At 42.4% G+C, this 24,949-nt stretch carries 14 protein-coding genes; 1 reads left to right on the plus strand and 13 read right to left on the minus strand.

Going from position 1 to position 24,949, the window contains the following annotated elements; all coding sequences use genetic code 11:
- Positions 1–9: 9 nt before the first annotated feature.
- The 8 genes from ACFSJE_RS17330 to ACFSJE_RS17365 form a co-directional block, all read right to left on the minus strand.
- Positions 10–2,337, minus strand: a complete 2,328-nt coding sequence (locus ACFSJE_RS17330; protein ID WP_379832132.1) for an alpha-L-arabinofuranosidase C-terminal domain-containing protein — start codon at positions 2,335–2,337, stop codon at positions 10–12.
- A gap of 18 nt (positions 2,338–2,355) precedes the next feature.
- Positions 2,356–4,053, minus strand: coding sequence for a DUF885 family protein (locus ACFSJE_RS17335; protein WP_379832133.1), 1,698 nt, complete (start codon positions 4,051–4,053; stop codon positions 2,356–2,358).
- Between the two features lie 24 nt (positions 4,054–4,077).
- Positions 4,078–7,134 (minus strand): beta-L-arabinofuranosidase domain-containing protein, encoded by a 3,057-nt coding sequence (locus ACFSJE_RS17340; RefSeq protein ID WP_379832134.1) that lies wholly within the window; start codon positions 7,132–7,134, stop codon positions 4,078–4,080.
- Positions 7,135–7,196: 62 nt separating this feature from the next.
- Positions 7,197–9,446 carry a S9 family peptidase gene (locus tag ACFSJE_RS17345; protein WP_379832135.1) on the minus strand — a complete coding sequence of 750 codons (2,250 nt, stop codon included), beginning with the start codon at positions 9,444–9,446 and terminating at the stop codon, positions 7,197–7,199.
- 186 nt (positions 9,447–9,632) lie between these two features.
- A complete protein-coding gene (locus tag ACFSJE_RS17350; protein ID WP_379832136.1) occupies positions 9,633–10,877 on the minus strand; it encodes an NAD(P)/FAD-dependent oxidoreductase in 1,245 nt (414 codons plus the stop codon).
- Between the two features lie 16 nt (positions 10,878–10,893).
- Positions 10,894–11,901: a 4-hydroxyproline epimerase gene (locus tag ACFSJE_RS17355; RefSeq protein ID WP_379832137.1), complete on the minus strand. Its 1,008-nt coding sequence runs from the start codon at positions 11,899–11,901 to the stop codon at positions 10,894–10,896.
- A gap of 54 nt (positions 11,902–11,955) precedes the next feature.
- On the minus strand, positions 11,956–13,479 hold the full coding sequence (locus ACFSJE_RS17360) for an aldehyde dehydrogenase (NADP(+)) (protein ID WP_379832138.1): 1,524 nt from the start codon (positions 13,477–13,479) through the stop codon (positions 11,956–11,958).
- Positions 13,480–14,403 carry a dihydrodipicolinate synthase family protein gene (locus ACFSJE_RS17365; RefSeq protein WP_379832139.1) on the minus strand — a complete coding sequence of 308 codons (924 nt, stop codon included), beginning with the start codon at positions 14,401–14,403 and terminating at the stop codon, positions 13,480–13,482. It abuts the gene before it with no gap.
- 132 nt (positions 14,404–14,535) lie between these two features.
- Between ACFSJE_RS17365 and ACFSJE_RS17370 the strand changes: the two genes are divergently transcribed.
- A complete protein-coding gene (locus ACFSJE_RS17370; RefSeq protein WP_379832140.1) occupies positions 14,536–15,378 on the plus strand; it encodes an AraC family transcriptional regulator in 843 nt (280 codons plus the stop codon).
- Here the strand turns inward: ACFSJE_RS17370 and ACFSJE_RS17375 are convergent.
- The 5 genes from ACFSJE_RS17375 to ACFSJE_RS17395 all read right to left on the minus strand — a co-directional run bounded on the left by ACFSJE_RS17375 (position 15,375) and on the right by ACFSJE_RS17395 (position 24,766).
- Positions 15,375–16,937, minus strand: a complete 1,563-nt coding sequence (locus ACFSJE_RS17375) for a M61 family metallopeptidase (protein WP_379832141.1) — start codon at positions 16,935–16,937, stop codon at positions 15,375–15,377. The two genes, ACFSJE_RS17370 and ACFSJE_RS17375, sit on opposite strands and share 4 nt — an antisense overlap.
- Before the next feature lie 22 nt (positions 16,938–16,959).
- Entirely contained in the window at positions 16,960–18,873 is a 1,914-nt protein-coding gene (locus ACFSJE_RS17380) for a glycoside hydrolase family 97 protein (protein ID WP_379832142.1), read from the minus strand.
- Positions 18,874–19,065: 192 nt separating this feature from the next.
- A complete protein-coding gene (locus ACFSJE_RS17385; protein WP_379832143.1) occupies positions 19,066–20,667 on the minus strand; it encodes a RagB/SusD family nutrient uptake outer membrane protein in 1,602 nt (533 codons plus the stop codon).
- An 11-nt stretch (positions 20,668–20,678) separates the two neighbouring features.
- Positions 20,679–23,672 (minus strand): SusC/RagA family TonB-linked outer membrane protein, encoded by a 2,994-nt coding sequence (locus ACFSJE_RS17390; RefSeq protein WP_379832144.1) that lies wholly within the window; start codon positions 23,670–23,672, stop codon positions 20,679–20,681.
- Between the two features lie 641 nt (positions 23,673–24,313).
- Positions 24,314–24,766, minus strand: coding sequence for a YybH family protein (locus tag ACFSJE_RS17395; protein ID WP_379832145.1), 453 nt, complete (start codon positions 24,764–24,766; stop codon positions 24,314–24,316).
- Positions 24,767–24,949 lie beyond the last annotated feature (183 nt).

Genomic DNA, 24,949 nt, shown 5'->3' on the forward strand with positions numbered 1-24,949 from the left:
AGTTGCGTATTAGTTTAGTTTAAATGAGTAGATGTTGGCACTTTCCTTGGGAACTACAAGGGTTTGTCCATCCCATGAAATGGGTTCTTCCTGAATTGAGATTCTGTCTTTACTGGACTCATCATTGAAGACCATATCATTAGCCCCTGAAATAAAATAGCGCGTACCGCTTTCAGGGAGTTCTATATTCTTAAAATCCAATGCTACCGGATATTCTTGGTGCGTAGCATTGATTATGGAAACGGTCACTACCGTACCCTCTTCATTGGTCGTTACGGCGATATCCAGAGGTTCCGGAGCACCTTCAACGGCCACAGGTTGTGTTCCAAATTCTTTTCGATATAGTTTCAAAACCAATCCAGTGCCTTCTAACCAAGAATCCGTTTTTGTGGTTTTGATGGCCCCAATTACATTCACAGTTTGAGCATAATTGGCCATATAGAACATATCCGATTGTCTGGAAAACTCATTGATTCCCGCTGCGATACCCAAAGCATCACGCAAAAAATATCGGGTTCCCAATAATCCGTATACATGGGGGCCGTACCAGTAATTCCATTCATCCAAAGCGATTTTTACCTTCTTTTCACCCACTTTTGGCATTTCCTCCCGGCATCTTCTATGCTCATCTGCAATTTCCCGAATGGCATCTGGAATCTGCTTTACGTGCGTGAGTAATCCGCCTGGATGCCAATCCTGTCGATAAAAATGCTCACTGATGTAGGTCATGTTATCCAGCGTATGCTCGTACATCATATCGTTCCATTCCCCTGGAAATCCAACAGCAATCAAATCAATAGTTGGGTCCACGGCCCACATAGCTTCGGCGACTTTGTTGTGTTTTACCACATACTCTTCAATGGGCATGTGACCCAATTGCCAATCCCCGAACATTTCATTACCCACGGCCCACAACTTCACACCATAAGGTTCAGGATGGCCGTTTTCCGCCCTCCATTTTCCCATTTTAGTGGTCTGGTCTCCATTGAAATATTCTACCTCATTGGCGGCCAACTCTGCAGTACCCAACCCGGTATTGACGGCCACATTGGCCTCTGCATCCAACAATCGGCATAAATCCATGAACTCATGAACACCAACATCGTTGTATTCCAATCCGTTCCAAGCACGTTCATATTTTGTTGGGCGACGGTCCGGGTCTCCAATTCCATCTTTCCAATCGTAGCCAGAAACAAAGTTTCCTCCAGGCCACCGATAAATGGGAGAGTTTAATTCTTTTAAAAGTGCAAGCACATCTGGACGGAAGCCTTCCACATTATCCGAAGGCATGAGTGAAACGGCTGCTAAGGTAATGGTTCCAGTTCCTGCAATTTTAATCTCCAAACGGGCATTGGAAGTTTCTTTGGAATCCAATTGAAATGGAATTTTCTGAAATCCACTTCCTGAAATATCTAGCGGTTGTTCCGATGACCCATTTTCTGTGATCAATGCAATGGAAGCATTTGTGATAGTTCCTGAATGGCTCAAGACCACTCTTCCTTCATATTTTTTTCCTTGGATGACAGCCAAACTGTCTTGTGAAAGCAAAATTCCTTCAGCATTCAAGACAAACTTCGGTAAATCCAATTCGGCAAATGAATGACTGGCATCTTTCTGGATGCTCAAGGTATCCACATTGACTTTCCAAGGTGATTTTTGAGTCCCCGGCTGGTAGTAAAATTTACGGTCGTGAAGCATTTCGGCCCAAATACCCCCATAAATTCCTTTGCCCATGTGCTCAATAAACTGCCCATAGATATAGGGCGACATGGGTTCCATTTTTTCAGAAAGGTCTATACTTACTTTGGGGTGTAGCTCTTTAGAATCCAACTCTTCGAGTTGAAAATTGTCGAAATAGACTTTTCCTTTGGCCAACCCGCGTTTTCCCAAGAGGCCTTCCAGCATAAAACTGTCATCGCCACCAGAGTTGAATACCATTTCCACCAAAGTCCAGTCATTGTCACCCACAAAAACGGTATCCTGTGCAATTTCCATTCGCTCTAAACCAATTCCCGCACCAGCACCCTCGCGGTTGCCTTCAACACCTTCTGTTTTTACATATCCTGAAACTTTATAGGTGGTGTATGGTTTTATATTGATTTTCTTGTACCAACGACTTACGGAAAGCGTGTCGGCATTTAAAACCAAAACTTCTGTGTTGTGATTTTCAGAAGGAATGGAAGAATAATTTTCTTGATTGCTCCAATATTCCTTTTCCCAGCCATTGTCCAACACGGAAGCCCCCTTTTCTGTTGATAATCTAAGTATCTTTTCGCTGTCTGTACAGCTGGACACTAAGAAAATCAACAAAATAAAAATGGGGGCAAATGACCGCATTGGCTTGGGTTAGGTTGGTTAATTAAAGGCTGTGGAAAACTTCCACTTTGTTTTATAATTCTTGCTCAGTGGGAGGTCTTGGAGCAATGCTCGCAATAACTCCACTGGTATTCTTCCTTCATGCATTACTCTGTCATGAAACTGCTTTTCTGTCCATCCTTTCTCCAACATTTCCTTTCTTAATGCATAGAACTGCAATCCACCTATCATATACGCCAATTGATACAACGGGGGAGTTCTTCCTGTAAATGAACGTCTTACCTCTGCAGCAGCGTTTGCATATTCATGTCCTACATCGTTGACCAAAAAGTCGATACATTCCTGTGGGGTCATTTCACCCAAATGGAACTTGAGCGAAAAGATGATACGGGCACATCGGTGGATTCTCCAGAACAGCATTCCCATTTTTTGTTCGGGCGTCACAGGAAAGTCTTTGTTCCACAAAATAATCTCCCAATACAGCGCCCATCCTTCACCCCAAAATGGTGTGGAGAAGGCACTTCGGTAATTTTTATGACGGCTGGTCATAAAGAATTGCAGGTTATGACCTGGCAACAATTCATGCTGAACGGTTGGGAATGAAAAATTAGGATTGTTTCCACGCATGCTCATCAATTTGTCATCATGGTCCATACCATCTGTGGGGTATGAAATACTAATATTTCTTCCTCCGGTAAAGAAAGGATTGACTTTTTGGCGCTCTGGCGTCATCATCACCATTCCCCAAGTCTCTTTGGCCAAATCTGGCAACGTAATAAGGTCCCTGTCTTCGATAAATTTTATGGAATGATCGTAAAGGTCCAAAATGGCCTGTGGTTGTTCTCCAACAGGAACATAAGTGTTCTTGGTATGCTCCAAGGCTTTTCTCCAATCGTCACCATACCCCATTTCACGGGATGCCTTAATCATTTCGTTCTTGCACCATGCAAATTGCTCTTCTGCCGTTTTGATCAAATCGGCAGGCGAATATGGAATAAATTCCATGGCCAAAAGTTGATTCAGGGTAGCTTCACCAACAGGTTTCCCAATGATTCCACTTCCATCATCCTTAACACTGGTCTGGGAGTAGTTATTTTTTAAAAACTCAGCATATTCGGTAAGTTTCCCATTCAATTGTTCAAATGGTCTTTCAGCCCACCAGGTAAAATCGGAATCATAGCTATAGTAAAATTTATAGGCTTCTTCCAACCCTTTCTGGAATGATGTGATGATTCCAGATGCTTTGTCAGCAACTCTCCAATCTGCAAGGGGTTTGGATTTTCTGGATTCCATTTCCTTGCCAATAGCGATGGCCGCATTATTCAAGTTTTGTGCAACTAGTTTTGCATCTGGCTTCTTACCTCTTCGTCGCTCTTTGATGAAAGGAAAAAGGTCTTTTGCAAAACTGGCCACATCGGCCACTTCTTTATAAGCTGTATAGTTTTGATCTAAAAAATACTTCCCTTCTGCAACAGTATTTTTCAGAAGGACATAGTCCACTTTTTCTTGCTGTGAGAGTGCATTGAAATCCAAGGCTCCGATTTTCTTTTCCCAATTGTTATAGAAATCGGTATAACGTTGGTAATATTCCTCCGATTCGTCAATGATATAGGTGCGATCCAATGCTTGGGTATCCGCCCTAAACTCATCCACCAAGTCGGCCAGGTTACTGGTTTGTGCTGTTGCCAACGTGGTTATCAAGAAAACCAACATTAGCCCTGTTTTTCTAATTGTCATACACTCTAGTTTTACATGGTTTGGTTATTCCAAGGTAACATCCAAATACACGGAATGGCGTCCATAGGTTTCATAGAAAGGCTTGAACTCAACCCCATCTATGGTGAACTCCAAGGTTTTTGGATCTCCCTGAATATTTTTTCCGATGTTCTCCGCATCGAATGTTACTTTTCGCCAATCATCTCTTGGTTCTGGCTCTTGAGCCACCAACAATACAGGTCCATAGAAAAGGCTGGCAATATTTTGCTGATCCATTACGGGATCTAAATGAAATTCAAATGGCATTTGCAACTCCACGGTGTCACCATCTTTCCATTTACGTGACAAGGTTAGATAGGTGCCTGGGGTAGCATTAACTTTTTCAGCTTTACCATTGATTTTCACAAAGAAGCCTTTGGTTGCCCACTGGGGTACACGTACATTCAAATCAAATTTTCCTTTGCCTTTGATGGTCAATTGGGTGTTATCTTCTTTTGGAAAGGCTGTTTTTTGCTCAATAGTGATGTTCTTCTCCGTCCAGTTCAAAGTGGAAGGAATGTACAAGTTCACATACAAAGCGTTCTCATCCTGACTTTTGAAATAGATAGAGTTCTGAAGCTTGGTGCTACTTTCCAAAGCGGTTCCGTTACAACACGTAAATCCGGTCATGTTGGAATTTCCAAAACGCTTCACAGAACCTGGTCGCAATGGAACGTGGTAGGTATTGGCCGGACTATCCTCTGCCACGGAAGCAAGAATGTGGTTATATAATCCACGCTCGTAGTAATCCATCAACTCGGTTCGCTGATCGAACATGAACAAGTTTCTTGTCAATTTCAACATGTTGTATGTAGCGCAGGTCTCATTCTGGCCGCCCGCAGAAAATCCGTTTTCGTATAGCGTTGCAGGTTGACCAATAAAACATTCAGCGTTTGTGGGGTTACGGGCTCCCGCAACTCCCCCGATGCTATACATGTAGTCATTTTTGGCTTTGTACCAAAAGTTATCGGCCACGTGATAATATTCAGGTGCGTTGGAATCACGATAGATTTCCAAAGCGCCCATAATTTGTGGGATGTGCTGATTGGCATGAAGACCGCGGAAGGTATCCACATTTTTTGCCAATCCGTGGGAATGCTCTGCATCACCAAAGAACATTTTGATGTTATCGAACAATTGTGCAACTTCCAAGAATTGACGGTCGTTGGTCATTCTGTACAAACGTGCCATGGCCTCGTTCATACCACCAAACTCACCAGCGATGTACGTGTTCCACATGCTGATCAAGGTATCGGTAGGTACTTGACTCAAACGGGCATGTACCCAAGTTCCCATTCCCTTGGCGATATCCAAAGCTTTCTCATTACCGCTTACATCATAAATATCCATCAACCCGGCCAAAATCTTGTGCAAGGTGTAGTAAGGTGCCCAAACTTGGGTAGGTTGACCTCCGTAGGAAGCTCCATTTTCCAACATGATGAATTGATCGGGAGGATAGGCACTGATAAAGCCTTCACCCCAGTTCCAGTAATCTGTACGGATACCCTCTTCACTCAAGTTTGAATCATACCCATCTTTACCTGGTCCGGGAGGAACAGCAGTTGGGTCAGATACATGAGGTCCGCCAGCAACTTTTGGCTTTCCTGCCATTTGGGATAGCTCGTACAACACATCCACCATGTAATTCATCTTATCTGCAAAATTCGACTGCAAAGCTCTGTCGTAGTCGGTACTTGCATAGGCTTGTGCGATAGCCGTCAAATAATGTCCTGTGGCATGACCGCGCAATTTGGTTTCTTGGCTATCCCAGCCACGTAATGGTTCTGCACCTTCAGGTTGTTCTTGCCCAAAAGCATTTCGGAACATGTACAAAAACGCATCAGGATTGGTCTCTGCCAATGTATTGATGAACTTATCCCGGTTTTCAATAAATTTTGTTTGATGCCCTTGAACATCTGAGTTCAAGGATACTTGATTCAACTCAAAACCTTCCAAGGTACGACTTGGGGTTGCGGCTGTTGAAGCTGCTTTAACGGTCACCGTTGCTTTTGGCTTTATGTCCGACCCAGAAATACTACCAGTAACGGTGTATGTACCAGGTTGAAGCACTTGGGAGTTATCGGTTGGTGCTGGCCAAAGTACACGTACTTCTTTAGGGCCTTTTACTCCGTTGCCATAAGTCCCTTGAACGAAACGAGGCAATCTTGGCAAGAAACCAACCACGGTTTCCACCTGAACATCAGAAACTCCGGTAAGGTATTCGGCATAAAGTTGAGGGGTCTCTGGAGCAAATTCTGGAAGGTTGACCTCTTCCCTTTCTCTTCCACCACCACTTGCATTCCGGAACGAACCGCGAAGAATTCGGGTCACCTGCCCTTCACTCAATGGAATTCTATAAATTCTAAAATCATGCAATTTTGCCGTTAGGTAAGGATCATTGGCAGCCAATGATTTTCCAATATAAAGTTTGTTCTTATCCCCGTCTGTAAAGTCAAAGACTTGTTCTAAAATAAGTTCTACATCTTTGGCTTCACCAGCCTGTCTTCCATTCACATAGGTATTCACGGTTTTGGAAGGAATGTTGATCACAACGGCCAAATGGTTCCATCTACCAGTTTCCAAGCCCGTGTAACTAGTGGTATACGCATCCCCTTTACCGGAAGAAAGCTCAACTTGAACTCCTTTTTTGTCTTGGGTACCGGTTGGGGCAATTGAAAAGTGGGAATTGGCACTTGTTCCAAAATCAAAAAGGCGTGCGCCAGGTTGATTCGATTCGATGTGAACCCAACCAGTTATACTGATGGATTCCTCATTGGTAACTGCTTCACCGGGAATTGTAATGAAGGACTTACTGTCCTTTGCAAGGGAAATGACCTTGCCAAAAAATTCATCGTCTACAAATTTGGCCTCTGCACCTTCAACGGTAGCGTGTAAATTATTTCGGGACCAATCTTTGGTATCACCCTCAAAAGTATATCTGGCAATCATTCCTGTTTCACCGATACCATCCAATATCTGATCACCTTCCTGTGCCATCACGCTGGTCGTGCTCAAAGCACAAAACGCCAACACCACACCAACGAACAACTTCTTTAATCTCATAATCATTTCCTTTTCTAGAATGTTTAATAACTGATACTTCCTTAATCTTTATGTTTGTTTTTCTATTCGTAGACTTCTTCCCAAGAAGGTGGTTCAACACCCATCAAGTGCTTTACAAAAAAGTCTTTACGCTTACGTTCTCCAAAATCGCCACCGGATGAATGCCCCATTCCTGGGATGGTCACCAACTCAAAATTCTTATTGGCTTTGATCAGGGCATTGGCAAATTGCATGGTTGTGGATGGATCCACATTGTCATCAACCTCCCCTAAGATAAGCATTAAATCACCACCCATTTGGGCCGCATTTTCAATATTGGATGATGCTGCGTAGTGAGGACCAACAGGATACCCCATAAACTGCTCATTCCACCAAATTTTATCCATTCTGTTGTCATGGCACCCGCATGAAGAAACCGCCACATCATAAAAATCCGAATTGAAGACCAATGCGGCAGCTGAGTTTTGCCCTCCGGCCGATGTTCCAAAGATGCCCACTTTGTCCGCATTCATGTATGGATATTTCTTGGCCGCAGCCTTGATCCACAATTTCCGATCCGGGAAACCGGCATCTTTTAGGTTTTGCCAACAAACATCATGGAATGCTTTGGATCTATTGGACGTTCCCATACCATCAATCTGAACCACAATAAAGCCCAACTCTGCAATGGAAGACATGGACCAATTATACGGTCTAAAATCCTTTGGAACGAAAGAACTGTGCGGTCCTGCATAAATATATTCAATGATGGGGTAGGTTTTGTTGGGGTCAAAAGAAGTGGGACGCATGATGATGCCCCAAATATCCGTAACACCATCACGACCTTTTGCAGTAAAGACTTCAGGGGCAATCCAACCCTCTTTTAAAAGTTCGGAGTGGTCCGCTTTCTGCAAGTCCATAATTTTTTTGCTACCCTTGGCCGATTTCAACACGGTGACCGGAGGCGTATCCACTTTGGAATATTGGTCAATGTAGTAATTGTAATCATCAGAAAAGGTTACGCTGTGGTTTCCATCTTCCTTGGTAAAACGGGTAAAGTTCTTTCCATCAAAATCCACCTTGCAATAGTGCAAGAAATAAGGATCTTGATCCTTGTCCATTCCGCTGGCCGTAAAATAGACCTCACCGTTATCCTCATCCACATGAATGACTTCGCGCACCACCCAATCGCCTTTGGTCAATTGTTTCTTTACCTGACCATTGGCATCATACAAGTAGATGTGATTCCAACCATCACGCTCAGAGGTCCAAATCATTTCTTTACCATCGGCAACATCGTAACGATATTTTTTACTGCTGTAGTCGATAAAGGTTTCACTGGTTTCATTTACCAAAACCTTCACTTTTCCAGTTGAAGCGTTCACTTCTATAACCTTGTAGGCTTGATGTCCCCTTTGGTTGTATTCAAATGTAAAGGCGCGACTATCTTCTCTCCAATCGATGCGGTTTAGTCCGAATTGATGGCTAAACTCATCTGTGGGCACCTCAAGGTGCTTTTTGGAATCTACCAAGAACAATTGAGGACTTTTGAAGGGCATTTCATCCCCCGGTTTTAGATAATCCCTTGACTGCAATTTGGGCTGAAATTGATCTTCGGGACTGGACTCCACAAAATAAATCTTGCGGTCATCCCCCGGACGTACTTTGTACGCCATAATCTTTTTGCCATCTGGCGACCACTTGATGTAGGTGGAATAGTAAAAACCGGGAGCACCATCGTAGCTCAATCGGGTTTCCTTTTCAGTGGCGTTATCTTTTATATAAAGGTTATCGTTCTTAATGAAAGCTGTCATGGTAGAATCGGGGGAAACTACAGGAGGATTTGTTTTTTCATCAAATCTACTTCCCCAATATCTTCTGTTGAAATCTCTTTTACCTCCCTGTGGGTCAATGACTTTTAAGGTATTGGAGCTTGGTTGGTAAGACACTTTGGCATCACCGTAGACAAAGGTGATTTCAGAAAGGTCATCATTGAACTCCAATCTACTGATATCGATGTCTTTTGGGTCAATATCCTTCTCGAATTCCTTGGACAATGTGGCCGCCAGAGCTTCATGGTCAAAACATTCATTTTGGGTCTTTTTTTCAGGATCAACCAGTAGGTATTTTTTTCCATCGGCTGAATTGTTCACATACCATACTAAATTGGTATCCAACCATTGAAAAGAGGAGGGCGAATTGAATACTTTATTCCTAAAAAGCGAGTCTACAATGATTGCTTTTTTGTATTCCTTTAATGTTCCTTGAGCGAGTGTGGTTCCACAGGTAATAAGTATAAAAAATACACTTATTTTTTTGACAAAAGATTCCATAGTTTAAATTATCCCTAAAACTAGAGATAATCTCTGTTCGGTTCTCAGCCATTATTAACTGATACTTATACTATATTGCTCTTAACAGTGGATTTACACCAAAAAAGAGTGAGTAAATTAGGAATTGGCCCAAAAGTTGGGGCAATCTCTAACCTACTCACTACACTAAATATTTTAAAACTAAGTTTATCTGAACCGTTCTGGAGAAAGCGGCTTCAAATCTATGGACGGAGTACTTTCGGTGATGCTCTGCGTCACCAATTTTCCGGTAATGGGCCCAAGGCTCCATCCCATCATAGCGTGACCAGCAGCAACAGTCAAATTATCATATTTAGATGTCTTGCCAATGTACGGAAGTCCATCTGGGGACACGGGTCTCAACCCAGATGTGGCCTTATCTTTTTCCTCTTGATTTATTTCAAAATCCGCATAGTAGCTTTTTACGGCACCTGCTAGGGCCTCTACGCGTTCTTTACGAACAATGTCGTTGTTTCCAGAAAATTCCATGGTTCCGGCAAACCGCGTAAACCCTTCCATGGGTGTTACAGCTACTTTGGCATCCACCAAAATGGCTGGCATGGTTATTCCTGTATTTCTTCGGACATCCATGCTATATCCCTTTCCACCCTGCACTGGAATGTACAGATTGAGGGATTTTGCCAATTCATAGGTCCATGTGCCACCTGCCAAAACAACCTCGTCAGCCCCAAAGACAGCATCTTTGGTTTTAACACCGGTAATCTTTTTACCATTGACCACAAATTCCTCCACGGTTTGATTGAATTCAAAAACGACACCTTGGGATTTCAACCAAGTTTTCATTTGTTCCATAAAGTAATTGGGGGTCATGTGGGCATCGCAGGTATAATGCACCGCACCGATAACATCATCAGAAAATGCCGGTTGCATTTTGTGGACCTCTTCTTTGGATAACGGAATGGCTTCCAACCCTTCCTTTGCGGCCATTTCAGCCACTTCCAGTTCTTCCTCTTCACTTTTTGCGGTCCGGTAAGCCATCAACAATCCCTTTTTCTCAAATTGAAACGGAAAATCGACTGCCGAAATCATTTCCTCATACAAATCCCTACTCTTCAGATTGAGTTCCTTAATTACGGGAATTGCTTTTTTTACTTTTGATGCACTGACTGATTTTTTGAACAATAACGTCCATTTAAAAAAATCAACATCCCATCTGGGTTTAATGTAAAATGGACTGGAACTGTTCATCATCCATTTGATACCTTGGGTAATGATACCTGGCGCCGCCAGTGGGATAAAATGGCTCGGAGTTATGTATCCCGCATTTATGAACGAAGCGCCGGTAGACACATCAGATTTGTCCAAAATGGTCACTTGATATCCTTCTTGCACCAAATAATAGGCACTGCAGAGTCCGGAAATACCTCCGCCAACTACTACTACTCTCTTCATCTAAAACAACTGATTTTTACAACACTTGAAACCCGTGGGCGTATGGGTCATCGTCGTCAATAATAATATTATTGTATCCCGTAACCTGTGCCCAACCCTGTATACTTGGAATAATGGCCTTTTTCCCCGCCAAGGTGGTTTCCTCTACCACTCTACCGATAAATTTGCTTCCGATAAAGCTCTCATGGATGAAATCTTCACCAATTTTCAGCTTGCCTTTGGCATTCAATTGAGCCAAACGTGCCGATGTACCTGTTCCACATGGTGAACGGTCAATGGCTTTATCACCATAAAAAACGGCATTTCTTCCAGACGATGTTGGATCTAATGGATCACCTGTCCACTGCATATGGCTTACATCCCTAATGGTTGGGTCGTCTGGGTGAATGAACATATCGGGATATTTTTCATTGATGCGTTCCCTCACCACTTTGGAATACTGAATGATTTGGGCAGCGGTAAAATTATGGACACCACTGAAGTTTTTCTGTGGATCTACAATGGCGTAATAATTCCCTCCGTAGGAGACATCGAACGTAAGTTCTCCTAACTCTGGACATTCCACGGTCAAATTTTCTGCTGCCAGGTACGATTTAACATTGACCAACCGTACCCAATCCACCTTCTTGCCAGATTGCTGATACTCTATTTCTACTAATCCTGCTGGGGCTTCCATTCTAATTTTCCCCGGTGTCTTGGGTACGATCAACCCTTCTTCTATGGCAATGGTAATTGTGCCGATGGTCCCATGCCCGCACATGGGCAAACAACCAGAGGTTTCAATGAATAGAATGGAAAAATCGTTTTCGGGTTGGTGGGGTGGAAATAAAATACTTCCGCTCATCATATCATGACCCCGAGGCTCAAACATCAACCCCTTACGAATCCAGTCATATTCCTTGAGAAAATGTTGTCTTTTCTCACTCATGTTCTTGCCCAAAAGGTTGGGACCACCTCCTGCCACAACACGAACGGGATTACCGCAGGTGTGGGCATCAACACAAAAAAATGTTTTTCTTGCCACGCGTTGTTTGTTAAAACAGTATTATGATTTTACACGCAAAGTAAGCTAAAATGCCTATCCTTTTAAAGAAACTGGCAATAGTTCATTGGGAAACGATTGATAGCTTACGGGACGCACCCATCTTTTGATGGCATGGGTACCCACTGCGGTAAACCTTGAATCTGAAGATGCCGGATATGGACCTCCGTGATGCATGGAAGGACAAACTTCAACTCCGGTTGGAACTCCGTTGTACAAAATTCGACCTACTCTATGCTGTAAGGTTTCCACGATTTCCTGCAAATCTGAACTATCATTCTTTTCCGCAATCAAAGTTCCGGTAAGCTGACCTTCCAAACCTTCAATCACTGCAAGCAATTCATCCTCATCTTGGCATTGTACCACCAAAGAAAAAGGCCCGAACACCTCGTGATGTAGTTTTGGGTTAGCCAAAAACTCGGTTCCCGAAACTGTTGCTATGACCGATGCAGCACAATTATCCTTCAAATCACCTTCTACCTTTGCCACAACTTCCACTCCAGGTTGTGCTAGAATCCCGGCCCCATTTTTATCGAACCCACTTTTAATATTGGGATGCAACATGCATTGAGGCTCAATAGCAACCACCTGTTTGCCCAACTCCTCAACAAACGCTTTGGTATTTTCATCCTTGATGGTCAACAACAAACCGGGGTTTGTACAAAATTGACCGGTTCCCAAGGTGATTGAACCTGCGTAGGTCTTAGCTATCTCATTAGACCTTTCGGCAATTGCGCTTGGCGTTATGACCACGGGATTGATACTTCCCATCTCTGCAAAAACAGGGATTGGTTCTTCCCGTTTTGCGGCCAAATCGAACAAAGCTCTACCTCCATTGATGCTTCCTGTGAAACCTACGGCTTTTGTTTTAGGGTGATCCACAAGAGCCACACCTACATCGATTCCACCATTGACACAAGAAAACACCCCATTTGGCATACCTGTTTTCTCAGCGGCTTTAATAACGGCCGAGGCTACAAGTTCTGAGGTTCCGGCATGCATGGGGTGCGCTTTAACTATCACCGGACATCCAGCCGCTAGTGCACTCGCCGTGTCACCACCTGCAGTGGAGAATGCCAACGGAAAGTTACTGGCTCCAAATACCGCCACAGGACCAAGGGGAATCAAGGTTTTTCTTAAATCTTCCTTTGGAAGTGGCTTTCGGTCTGGTTCTGCCTTGTCAAACGTATTTTCCCTCCAATCTTCATTGCTTACCAAATCGGCGAATGAGCGCAGTTGAAAAACGGTTCTGCCCCTTTCACCCACGGCCCTACCTTCTGGGAGACCCGATTCCATGGTATAGGTATCCACCAACTCTTGGTCCAAGGCCAAGATTTCATCGGCAATGGCATTTAAGAATGCTGCCCGTTGCGCACCTGAAACTTTTCGGTACTCACGAAATGCACTCCACGCCAATTCAACTGCCTCTTTCACCTCTTCGGTTGTGGCTTCTACGAATGTTGTTGGATTTTCAATATTTAAATGGGGGTTAATGGTTTTGAACCCTTTACCCCCATTTTCACTAAGTTTATTTCCTATATAGTTTTTCCCAGTAATCATTTAGGCTACGCTGCTGAGATTTTTATATTCAGGTAGTGCAGGTCTGCACTCCATTGCTTTATTAATTACATCCAATACACGGGTTCTTTCAGCACCTTGCAAAGGCAATCTTGGAGCTCGAACGTTTTCTGTTCCGATTCCAGTGGCAACCTCTGCCAATTTGATGTTCTGAACCAATTGAGGGCTGATGTCCAATTCCAACAATGGCATGAACCATTTGTAGATTTCAAGAGCCTCAGTGATTTTTCCTGCTTTTACCAATTCGTAGATGGCAACGGTTTCAGCTGGGAAAGCACAAACCAAACCGGCAACCCATCCATCGGCACCGATGACCAAACTTTCCAAACCAAGAGTATCTACTCCGGTAAATACTTTTAAACGGTCTCCGAAACGGCTTTTTACACGAAGGATATTGGTAATATCTCTTGTTGATTCTTTTACAGCCTGAATGTTCTCACATTCCATCAAATCTTCCAACATATCCAAGGTCACTTCAATCTTGTAGTCGACTGGGTTGTTGTAGATCATAATTGGCAAAGAAGTACTGTTGGCAATACTTTTAAAGTAAGTAACAGTTTCAAAATCTGTTGCCTTATACCTCATTGGAGGAAGAATCATCAAGCCTTGGGCACCTACCTTTTCGGCATGTTGCGCCACAGCAATGGCCTCCTTGGTACTTTGTTCGGCAATATTGATGATAACGGGTATTTTTCCTTCCACCAATGACAAAGAGGTCTTGATAAGGATCTCCTTTTCCTCTTTTTCAAGTGTACTGGCCTCACCCAACGTTCCTCCTAAAATGATTCCATGAACCCCAGCATCAATTTGTGCTTTAATATTCTTCTCAAACATCGCAAGGTCCAATTTATCCTCGCTGGTAAACTTTGTGGTTACAGCTGGCATTACGCCTTCCCAATTTATCATAATACTTAATATTTTGATACAAAAATAAATTACACACCTTCAATAATTTGTTTGATTATTAGCCTCTTGTAATACTATGTTGACCCATAAATTGATTTGACGTATATTTATTAATAATTATTGCATAAAACCTTGAGAGTTCTCCCCTTTAAAATCCCAAAACCCAAGGATGAGGCGCTGGTTTACCAAGTAGACCGGGAGAAGATTTTTTATGGCCAACTACACCAACACGGGGAAATACAAATCAGTTACATTGAAAAAGGCTCTGGCTCTTTAATTGTAGGTGATTCCATCAACGATTACAAAGAGGGTGATATTTTGGTGATCGGAGGTTACATTCCCCACGTTTTTCGGAGTGATGCAAATGCCTCTGATGAGTCTGTCATGTATACCCTGTTCTTTGACTATGGCTCCTTTGGAAAAGACTTTTTTAAATTGGCCGACCTTGCGCCGACCCATGATTTTTTCACCTTGGCCGAACATGGCATGAAAGTCCTTTCCAACAAGGATGAGATTATCGCACTCTTTAATAAGTTGTCACAGCAAAACAAGGTGGAGCAGATCGCTTCACTTTTATTGGTAATCAATGAAATAGCCAAATCCGAAACACAGCCACTTTCCTCTTTTGTTTATCGGAAAATCTATTCGGATGATGAAGGTAAACGCATGAGCAATGTTTTCAAGTTCGCCATGGAACACTATCACGAGCAGATCACACTAGATCAAATTTCAGAAAAGGCCAATATGAGCAAGAATGCCTTTTGCCGCTATTTTAAAAAACGGACCAACAAGACCTTTTTTCAGTTTTTGATCGAGATCCGTATTGAAAATGCTTGTAAACTCATCGTAAACCAACCTGATCTTTCTATATCCCTGATTTGTGAGCAATGTGGTTTTACCAACATTCCCAATTTTAATAGAAAATTCAAGGAATTGAAGGGTTGTACCCCATCCAAGTACCGTTCCCAGTTCTAATTCGTCCTGAATAAAGAATTACGAATCTGAAGTTCCTCTTTTGTCGCTCCTGACTTCTCCGAAATCTGATACGAACGTTTTACCAATTCCGAATCCGTATCCTGCTCTTCCAAAGGACTCAGGTCTATTTGTAAACCGGCATAATCCAGATATTTTTGATAATCTATGGGCTCCACGGTATCCACATAGGTTCTAATTTCATTGAGCGGTTTGCCTGCCATCTCTTCACAAATGGACCAGAACTCCTCTTTTTTGAATCCCCTGCCCTGCTTTAGGTAATACTCATTGTACAAATAGCGCATGACATCGTCCAGTGATTTCTGGTTATTGCTACTGTGGCGAATCTCCAAATCCAACAGCAACCCAATTATTGGTCCTTTGTTGTAGTATGAAATGGTAGTTTCATTTGTATTCTCATCCCTACTCAAAAAATTCAACCAAATATCAAAACTGGACCGGGAAAGCGACATGTGATTTTTCCCCTCAATGTTTTCATACCTTCGGATGGAGCTGCTTAAATAATTCAAAGCAGGCTCGGAAGCCAATAAGCCAGCTCTCATCATAATGAGATATTCGTAGTATACCGTGACACCCTCCGAGACCCAAAGCATATCGGTATAATTTTCCTTGCTGTAATCAAAAGGACCCAATTCAATAGGTCTAATGGCCTTTACATTATAAAGGTGGAAATATTCATGGGTGATGAAATTCAGAAAATCAACATAGTGGTCCTCCGACCTAAAATTGAACGAACCGCTGGTAAAAACCGCTTGAGAGTTCCAATGCTCCAATCCGCCACCTCCGGCTTCCATCATAATAAAACTGTAATTGTCATAGGGAATGTGTTGCATCAACTCTGTGGTGGCATTCATTATTTTCTTTAAATCCCCCACAAATTTTTCCTCATTCAACCCTTCAGGGGTAACCACTCCCAAATGATAGAATTTACCATCGTTTTCAAATTCAACCGTCTTTTGGTTTCCTATATAAACCGGGCTATCATATAGAATGTCAAAATCTTCGGCGTAAAACGTGTTTTCTGCGGTTGATTTTAAACCCGTAGAGATTTTGCTCCAATCCTTGTAGGGTAAAAACTGTACGCTCACAGGCTGATTGATTTTATCCTGAACATGCATGAACATATTGTTGGGCATGATAAAGGCTTTGCTGGAATCGATTTTGGATTCTGCCACGGATTTCCGATTGGCGAATACGCGATAGGTAATGGTAACCGCCTCATTGGCTCCGTTTTCCACCTCCCAGACATTCTTGGATTTTTTGCGCCAACCCACGGTTGCCCCTTTGGAATTCTTCACACTAAAATCAATAATGTGTTTTGGAGAGTCCAAGATTTGGTAATATCCTGGGGACCAAACCGGAAGCACAAAACTGGTTTGACCTTCAGATATACCGCTACAATCCAATTGCACCTCTGCATAGTGCTTTCCAGGTTCCACAAAACTAACCTGATAGTTCATGGTTGTTTGGCCCAAAGCAAAAGAACAGGTCAATAGCAAAAGCATATTGACCAAAATCCAAAAATTACATCGCTGTTTCATGCAGTTTCAGTTTTAAACCTTGTTATAATTTTGTAGCTATGGCCACCCAGCCTCCTGATTTATTCAGCTTGATGTCCATTTTTGTGGAGGCATTGACAGAGGCTTCCTCCAAAACATAATCCCTTGCATTTTTATCTGAATTGATGCCGTCCCTGAATATTTGGACGTTATAACTCCCTTCTCCCAAAAACGAGAAATCCAAAGTGAATTCCTTAGGTGTGGCATCGTTCATCCCAGCCACAAACCAAGAGTCACCATTTTTGCGTGCTAGCAGAATGTAATCGGATACTTTGGCATCCAATACCACCGTTTCATCCCAAGTGGTTGGAATCTTGGCGATAAACGAAGTGGTTTCATTTTCCCGATAATAGTTGCTTGGCGTGTCGCTCAACATTTGGAGCGGCGCTTCATACACTACATAAAGGGCTACTTGGTGGGCCCGGGTTCCCATCGCCATAGGTCTATCAAAACGAGCCATGAAATTTTCCTTGTGGACATTATCCAAACCTCCAGGGGTGAAATCCAAAATACCCGCTGTCATTCGCGTAAACGGAATGGTAAGCTCATGCTCCGAGGTGATTAAATCTTCCCATTTGTCATTTTCCAATCCTTTTACGCCTTCATAGTTGATTACGTTTGGATATGCTTTCCGAAGCCCAGACGGTTTGAACGCTCCATGAAAATCCACTAGCATTTTGCGTTTTGCGGTTTCTTGGGCCAGTCTTTCATAAAAATTGACCACATATTGATCGGCCCTTTGAATGAAATCTACTTTCACTCCTTTTACGCCCCAGGATTGGAACTGATTCAAAATGCCGTCCATATCTTCATCCAAGGGTCGCCACAAGCTCCAAAGAATGACGCCTACCCCCTTTTCGTTGCCATACCGCACTAACTCAGCAACATCAATATTGGGGTTGGGCTCCCTTACATTGGTGGTGGTCTTTGACCATCCTTCATCCAAAATAATGTACTCCAGGCCATAATGGGCTGCAAAATCGATATAGTATTTATAGGTTTGGGTGTTAATTCCCGATTCAAAATCCACTCCATCAATATTATTGGCATTCCACCAATCCCAAGCCACTTTCCCGGGTTTGATCCATGAAGCATCTTCAAGCTTTAAAGGATCAGCAAGTTGGTACACCAAGTTGTTCGATACAATATCCTTATCGGTTTTAGATATCATGAAAACCCGCCATGGAAATGCCCGATTACCACTGGTTTTGGCAATATAGTTGGCTTCTTCACCAATAATCTCATCCCTATCCCGTCTACCTTCCTTGGTCTTTAAGACCACTTTTGGGAATATGCTAGAAAAACCTGCTGCACCTTTTTGCAGGAACATTTGAGGGTAATCATAAATGTTGGATTCGGTAAAACTGATGCTAGGTTGGTCCTCTTGGGTGAAAAGCATGGGCAAATTGGCCATGGTCCCTGACTTTATATCAGAAACAGGAAGGACTTCAAAATAATTTTCAAAATGGGAAATCAGACGCTTCTCTTCTGGCAAGTAGCAAGTAGTCTCTGGCTGAATGCTAAAATCCAATTTTTCAAATTCGACTTCTACTGGTTTTGAACCCAATTTTGTTCGATATCGGAACGCCAATCCATTATTGTAGCATCGTACCTCAAAGTCGAATTTGGTATAGTGAAGCACCAATAGACCATACTCATCTTTTATCTCCTTACTTTTTGTTGGAACGAGTGCCTCCATTACCGAGTTTACCTTGGTAACTTCCGCCTTTTTGAACCTTGATGCGCCAAACAAACTTCCTTTCCCAGCGATATCCATATCACTGGCAATATCATCAATCAGTAACTGGCCCTCATAGCTTATGCTGATGTTGAACTGCTCCGCTGGAGTCACCACCGCGGATAGCTTTCCGTCCGGCGATGTAATTTGGTGTTGACCCATCATTAGGCATGGACCCATGAAAAACAACGCTAGGAAACACTTCCAAAAAAAAGACTTTGCCATAATTAAACTATTAATTTATTAATCCTGTGTCAAAAAAGATAGCGAATGGTATAGAAAAGTCGAAAGCGGATGGCTCCCCATCCGCTTTCTTCACTAACAACAAACTCAAACAATTATTTGAAAACACTTGAATAGAAATTCCAAATCTTAATTGTATCCAGGGTTCTGGGTAAGATTTGTATTCGTATTCAATTCTTCTAAACCGATAGGGAAAAGTGTTGTGTAATCTCCCTTAGGTGTATGATTGTACCAGTTTTTGGTCTGGTAAACTCCGAATCTAATCAAGTCGCTTCTTCTTCTAGCCTCAGCAGCAAACTCCCAACCCAATTCATCCAAGAAACGACCGTAAGGCACTACGGATTGGTCACCAGGCTGATCAATGGTTCCATCTTCAGCCAAAGTTCCGTATTGTACGGTAGTGTCACCTTCCAACTCAGCACCTGTTACGGCAGCGTCCGCTGGATCATCAAAAGAACGCATACGAACTTGGGTAACAATAGTGGCAGCTTGGTCAGCTCTGTTAGTTCTAAGCAGTGCCTCTGCTTTCATCATCAAAACATCGGTATATCTCAAGAATGGGAAATCCACACTAAGACCACCTGTTGCTCCTGGCTCAATTTCGTATTTACCACACTTAAATCCTTCGGTAAATTCACAGTAATAGATACTTGGCATTTCTTTTTCCAAAGTAAATACAACGCTACCATCTGAATAGTTCAACTGATCACCCATCAACCAAGTGTCACCCAAACGGTTGTCAGTAGGCTCATAGCTATCAATAAATTGTGGGTTACAGCTAGATCCTCCCCAAGGTTGTGCTTGCATACCAAAAACCAATCGGTGTTCTGGATTCATCATTTTCATATGGGCACTCCACTGACCTGCAAAGATCTGATCGTAAGGAATGGCAAATACCATCTCTGAATTTCCTTGGTTTTCAGTAGCGAAAATATCTGAATAGCTAGAGGAAAGTTCAAAAGCACCACTACCAATGATCTCATCACAAGCGGCAATAACATTTTCCCACTGGGCAGTACCTGAATACACTTCAGCATTCAAGTAAACTCTTGCCAAAACGTGATAGGCAGCCCATTTGGTCATACGACCGTAGGTAGACTGATCCACTGTCTCGGTTAGGCTAGGAATAACATCAGTCAATTCAGAAACGATGAAGTTGTATACTTCGGCACGGGTACTCTGAACAGGAAGTTCATCACCATAGCTAGAAATGATCGGCACATTTCCATGGGTATCCACCAACATGGAATAGTACAAGGCACGCAATGCTCTCATTTCTGCAATGATTGAACTTGCTTGTGCTTCACTAACGGGAAGCTCTCCCAATTCTACTTGAAGAATTACTCGGTTGGCACTGTTGATACCGTTAAAGCAAGTAATCCAAGTATTTCTAGGTTGCCATTGGGTCTCTGTCCATTCGTGGAAGTGCATTCTTTTGTAAGTTCCACCATCATCCCAACCATTAGGTCTTGTTGGGGTCACAAACATATCTGCAGGTTCTTCCTGAACGTCAAAGTATCCTTGCCATCCCATTACAAAACGCATGGGTGTATAGGCAGAGGCCATTACCGAAATAATATCTGACTCAGCTGGCACGAAGGATGATTCCGTTACTTCGGAAAAAACTTCCTCCTCTAGGTCGGTACAGCCTATTTGCAGTAGAAGCACACTGACCGACAGTATCAAAATTCTTTGTCTAAGTGTAGTCACTTTGTTTAGTATATTTTTCATAGTTTTTTATTTTAAAATGTAAAGTTGATACCCAATGTGAATGTCCTAATGGTAGGATATTTATCCCTATCATCATTACCTGGCGCCAATCCATTTCTGTTAACTTCTGGGTCGATACCTTTATATTTTGAAAAGGTTGCCAAGTTTAGACCTGACGCGTAAATACGGAACGTCTGAGCAAACTTAATAGCATCCTTAGGAAGTGTGTATCCCAAGGTAACGTTGTCAATTTTCAAGAAATCACCATCTTCCACGTAATGGCTAACGAAACGCTGTACATCTTGTAGTACGGCTTTACCGTATACCAAGTCATAAGCAGAATCCAAGGTGTTGTATCCGATAGTTGGGTTTTCATAGAACATACGTGAGAAGTTCAAGATTTGGTAATCCAATGCCCCTCTTAAGTTGAACATAAGGTCCCAGTTCTTGTAACGTACTGTGTTGTTCCAGCTGTAGTACGCCTTTGGAAGACCATTACCCAATACTTGACGATCATCGTTGGTAGCTTCAGTGGCAGGAACTCTGGAACCATCAGGTCTTTCAATGATCCAAATACCATCATCAGTAATATCAACACTCTTTAATCCGTAGAAGTTACCGATAGGCTGTCCTTCTTGCACTCTGTGTGTAGAAATCTGAATAGGCTCTCCGGTGTATCCTTGATCAAAGAAATCGTTGGTCAATTGGAACTCATCATTTGAAAGGGAAACAATCTCGTTGGTATTGGTTGAATACGTCAAGTTTGCAGTCCACTCAAAGTTTTCTGTTTGGAAAGGAATTATGTTAACCAAGAATTCCAAACCTGTGTTTTGGATCTGCGCAACGTTGGCTGCAATGCTACCATAAAAGTATGGAGGCGTAGGAACACTGTAGTTGAACAAGGCATCTTTGGTGGTTCTGTTATAGTAATCAACAGATCCATTGATACGACCTTCCAATACTCCAAAATCCAAACCTACGTTAAATTCCTCTTTCTTCTCCCAACGTAAATTTGGGTTGGCGTTACGTGTAGGCACCAATTGTCTTACCCATTGACCGTTGTTGAAAAAATAATCTCCGTAGGAGAGACCACTCAAGGATTGGTATCTAGCACCTGCATTGGTACCGGTTACCCCAAAACCTGTTCTTAATTTTAAGCTGGACAACCAATCCCAGTTTTCAGCAAATGACTCTTGGTCAATACGCCATCCTAAAGAGATACCAGGGAAGTTACCCCATTTGTAATCTTCACCAAAACGGGAAGAACCTTCACGACGCATACTGGCCATCAACAAATAACGGTCATCATAGTTATAGGTAACTCGAGAAAAGAATGCAATCAATTTATCGGCATTCTTGGAGCTTCCCATTCCAGCTTCACCCAACTGTAGTCCTTGTCCACTACCCAAGTTGTTATACGTGAATCCATCGGTTGGGAATCTACGGTTGGTAGCCCAGAACCCTTCATTCATGTTGTCCTCATAGTTGTAACCAACCAAACCTGTTACTTTATGTTTTCCGAAGGAATTGTCATAATCAACGGTAAACTGACCATAGTTACCCACGTAGTTGTCGGTACCTCTAGAAGCAAATCCATCTTGACCACTTTCTGTTGTGGAAACGTGGTTCTTGGTTTGATAGAAACCTCTAATATTGGTCTCTCCTTTTCTGGTGTACAAACCTTTTACGGTAAGGTGATCTCCAAAGTCATAGCTCATGGAAAAATCAATCCTACTTGCTCTGTAACGGTTTTCCCCAATGGTCTCCTCAATCATGGAAACTGGGTTATCATAGAAATAAACCGGTCTTTCAAACCAACTTCCGTCTTCATTATATACAGGTTCCGTTGGGTTGTGAATAATAGCTTGACGGTAAATCCCTGGGTTGAAACTAGTTCCATCACCCAAAGCGTTATACACCTGCTCACTCATGATAACACCCAAATTGGTTTTCAATTTGTTGTCGAACATGGCATGGTTAACACTGATCCTACCGGTATATCTTTCATTGTTGGATTTCAAGAAGATACCCTCAATATCCCTATAGTTAAGGGAAGCTGTCATATTTGAAGTAGAGTTACCGCCTCTAAAAATAACGTTGTGCACTTGGCTGAAGGCATCTCTGGTAATTTCATCCACCCAGTCCGTGTCAGCTCCGTAATCTTGTAGGTTGGCTCCCGTAAAGGTATACCCTTCTGCAAATTTTTCGCGAAGCTCTGAAGCATCCAAAAAGTCCATCCTATCAGCAATTGTTGCCAACGAAGCATAGCCATTGTATTCAATGGTAGACTTCATATCATTGGTTCCTTTTTTGGTGGTTATGATCACAACACCATTGGTACCTCGCGTACCATAGATTGCTGTAGCGGAACCATCTTTCAATACGTCGATGGATTCAATATCTTCAGGAGCCACTGTGTTTAAGCTACCAGGAACCCCATCTACCAATACCAAGGGAGCGGACCCACCTGATAAAGATGAAATACCCCTTAAGCTGATTTGGGTTCCAGCCGTTGGATCTCCAGAAGGCGCGGATACGGAAAGACCAGCCACTTTACCTTGAATAAGTTGGGCGGCATCCCTTACGTTACCTTGAACGAAATCTTCAGCTTTTACCGTAGCAACGGAGCTGGTTACATCGGCCCGCTTTTGCGTTCCATAACCAATCACCACCACTTCGGATAGTTGCTCCAAGTCTTCCTGAAGTACAACACTCATATTAGAGGATGCAGGAACTTCTTGGGTTGCAAAACCCAAATACGAAAAAATTAAAACCGCATTAGATCCCGATGTGGTGGTAATGGCAAAATTACCGTCGAAATCGGAAACAGTTCCGTTTGTAGTGTTTTTTTCCACAACAGAAGCACCTGCAACGGGAATGCCGTTAGCATCGGTAATTGTACCTGTTACCTGTTGTTGTGAAAATGCTGCTTGTGCAAATAATAGACATACAATGGGGAAGAAAAATTGTTTCTTGAACCCATTGCTTTCCAAAAATGCTTTTGATAAAAATTTAGCCAATTTCATAATACATTTTAGTTAGTTCAGTTTGATTCTACTCTTGGAAATTGCCACTCAAAATCTTGATACTTTCTTAACGATTAATAAGCGTTAATTTCACACTTGTAAAAGTAAAATTATGCTCTTGAACTACTCAGGGAATGTTAGCCCATTTTGATACTATATTGATTTATGCCGTTAAAATTTGGGGTTTTATAGGCCCGAAAGTCATCAAATGTTAAAATTGTGTGTGTTTTTCACATTTATCCGTAATCCAAGTATTCAAAAGTGGTGCCGGTTGTCAGAGCTCCTTCCTAACTTTAGAAATTGTTCATTTAAATTTCTGGCGTCGGCTTTCAAAAAAGAAAAAGGGCCACTCAAAATGAGCGACCCTTTATTGTAAGGCAACGTCTGAAAAAATGTATCTACATCCTTAACTATTACGAAATGTTATCACCTTACATATACCTTTATATATTATACTTCCATTTTTTACCAGATGGTTATAATTTCCTCTCGACGCATTTTGCCCCTTCTTCACATGTTGAACGCTTTTAAGAATTTCTTGAAATTTATTCAACATTGTTTACCATAAGCCATAAAAACCAGGTGCAATACAATTTTATTTTTCATAGCTGCCGTTTTTGATTTTTTATTGCGAATTCTGATCAATCCCAAACAAATTTCCACGAACCATCTTCTTGGCGTTTCCATACCGTATGGAACACACCTTTTGCCTCCGCAGGATTCCCTTCTTGGTCTTCATAACTGAACGTGTAGTAGCCGTAGGTATAGCCCAAATCGCCAGATTTGGCCACGTCCACAAATTCTGGCGACCAGGCCAATCCTTTTGAGTCTTGATCTTTCATATATTCGGCTATGCCCGTTTTCTTCTCAATAAGCTGATTGCCTCGCATCAATACGGCATCTTCTGCTGCAAAGGCCAAAAACGCCTTGTTCATCCCTTCTTCCTTGGCCATTTGGGCAAAGGCCGCTTCGGCATCCGCAATTTCTTTCTTCCAAGTTTCCATCATTTCATTTGACGGCTCTTTTTCTTGCTTGGCACATGCCGAAAGCAGGGTTACTAAGAATAGGGTGTAGATAATTTTTGACGTGTTCATGAGTAATTGGTATTAAATTGAAAGTTTTTTTAATCCAATTAAGGTACAAATCAACACCAATTAGGTTTCCCAAAACCCTTTTTTGGATAACAGGAAACCTATTGGGCAGTTTGAGCTACCGTCATGGTGATTGATTGCGCTTTTTGATTGATAAAAAACTGTACGTTTTCGGGATAAATTTAG

It is taken from the genome of Flagellimonas iocasae (assembly GCF_042682725.1).
Classification (GTDB): Bacteria; Bacteroidota; Bacteroidia; order Flavobacteriales; family Flavobacteriaceae; genus Flagellimonas; species Flagellimonas iocasae.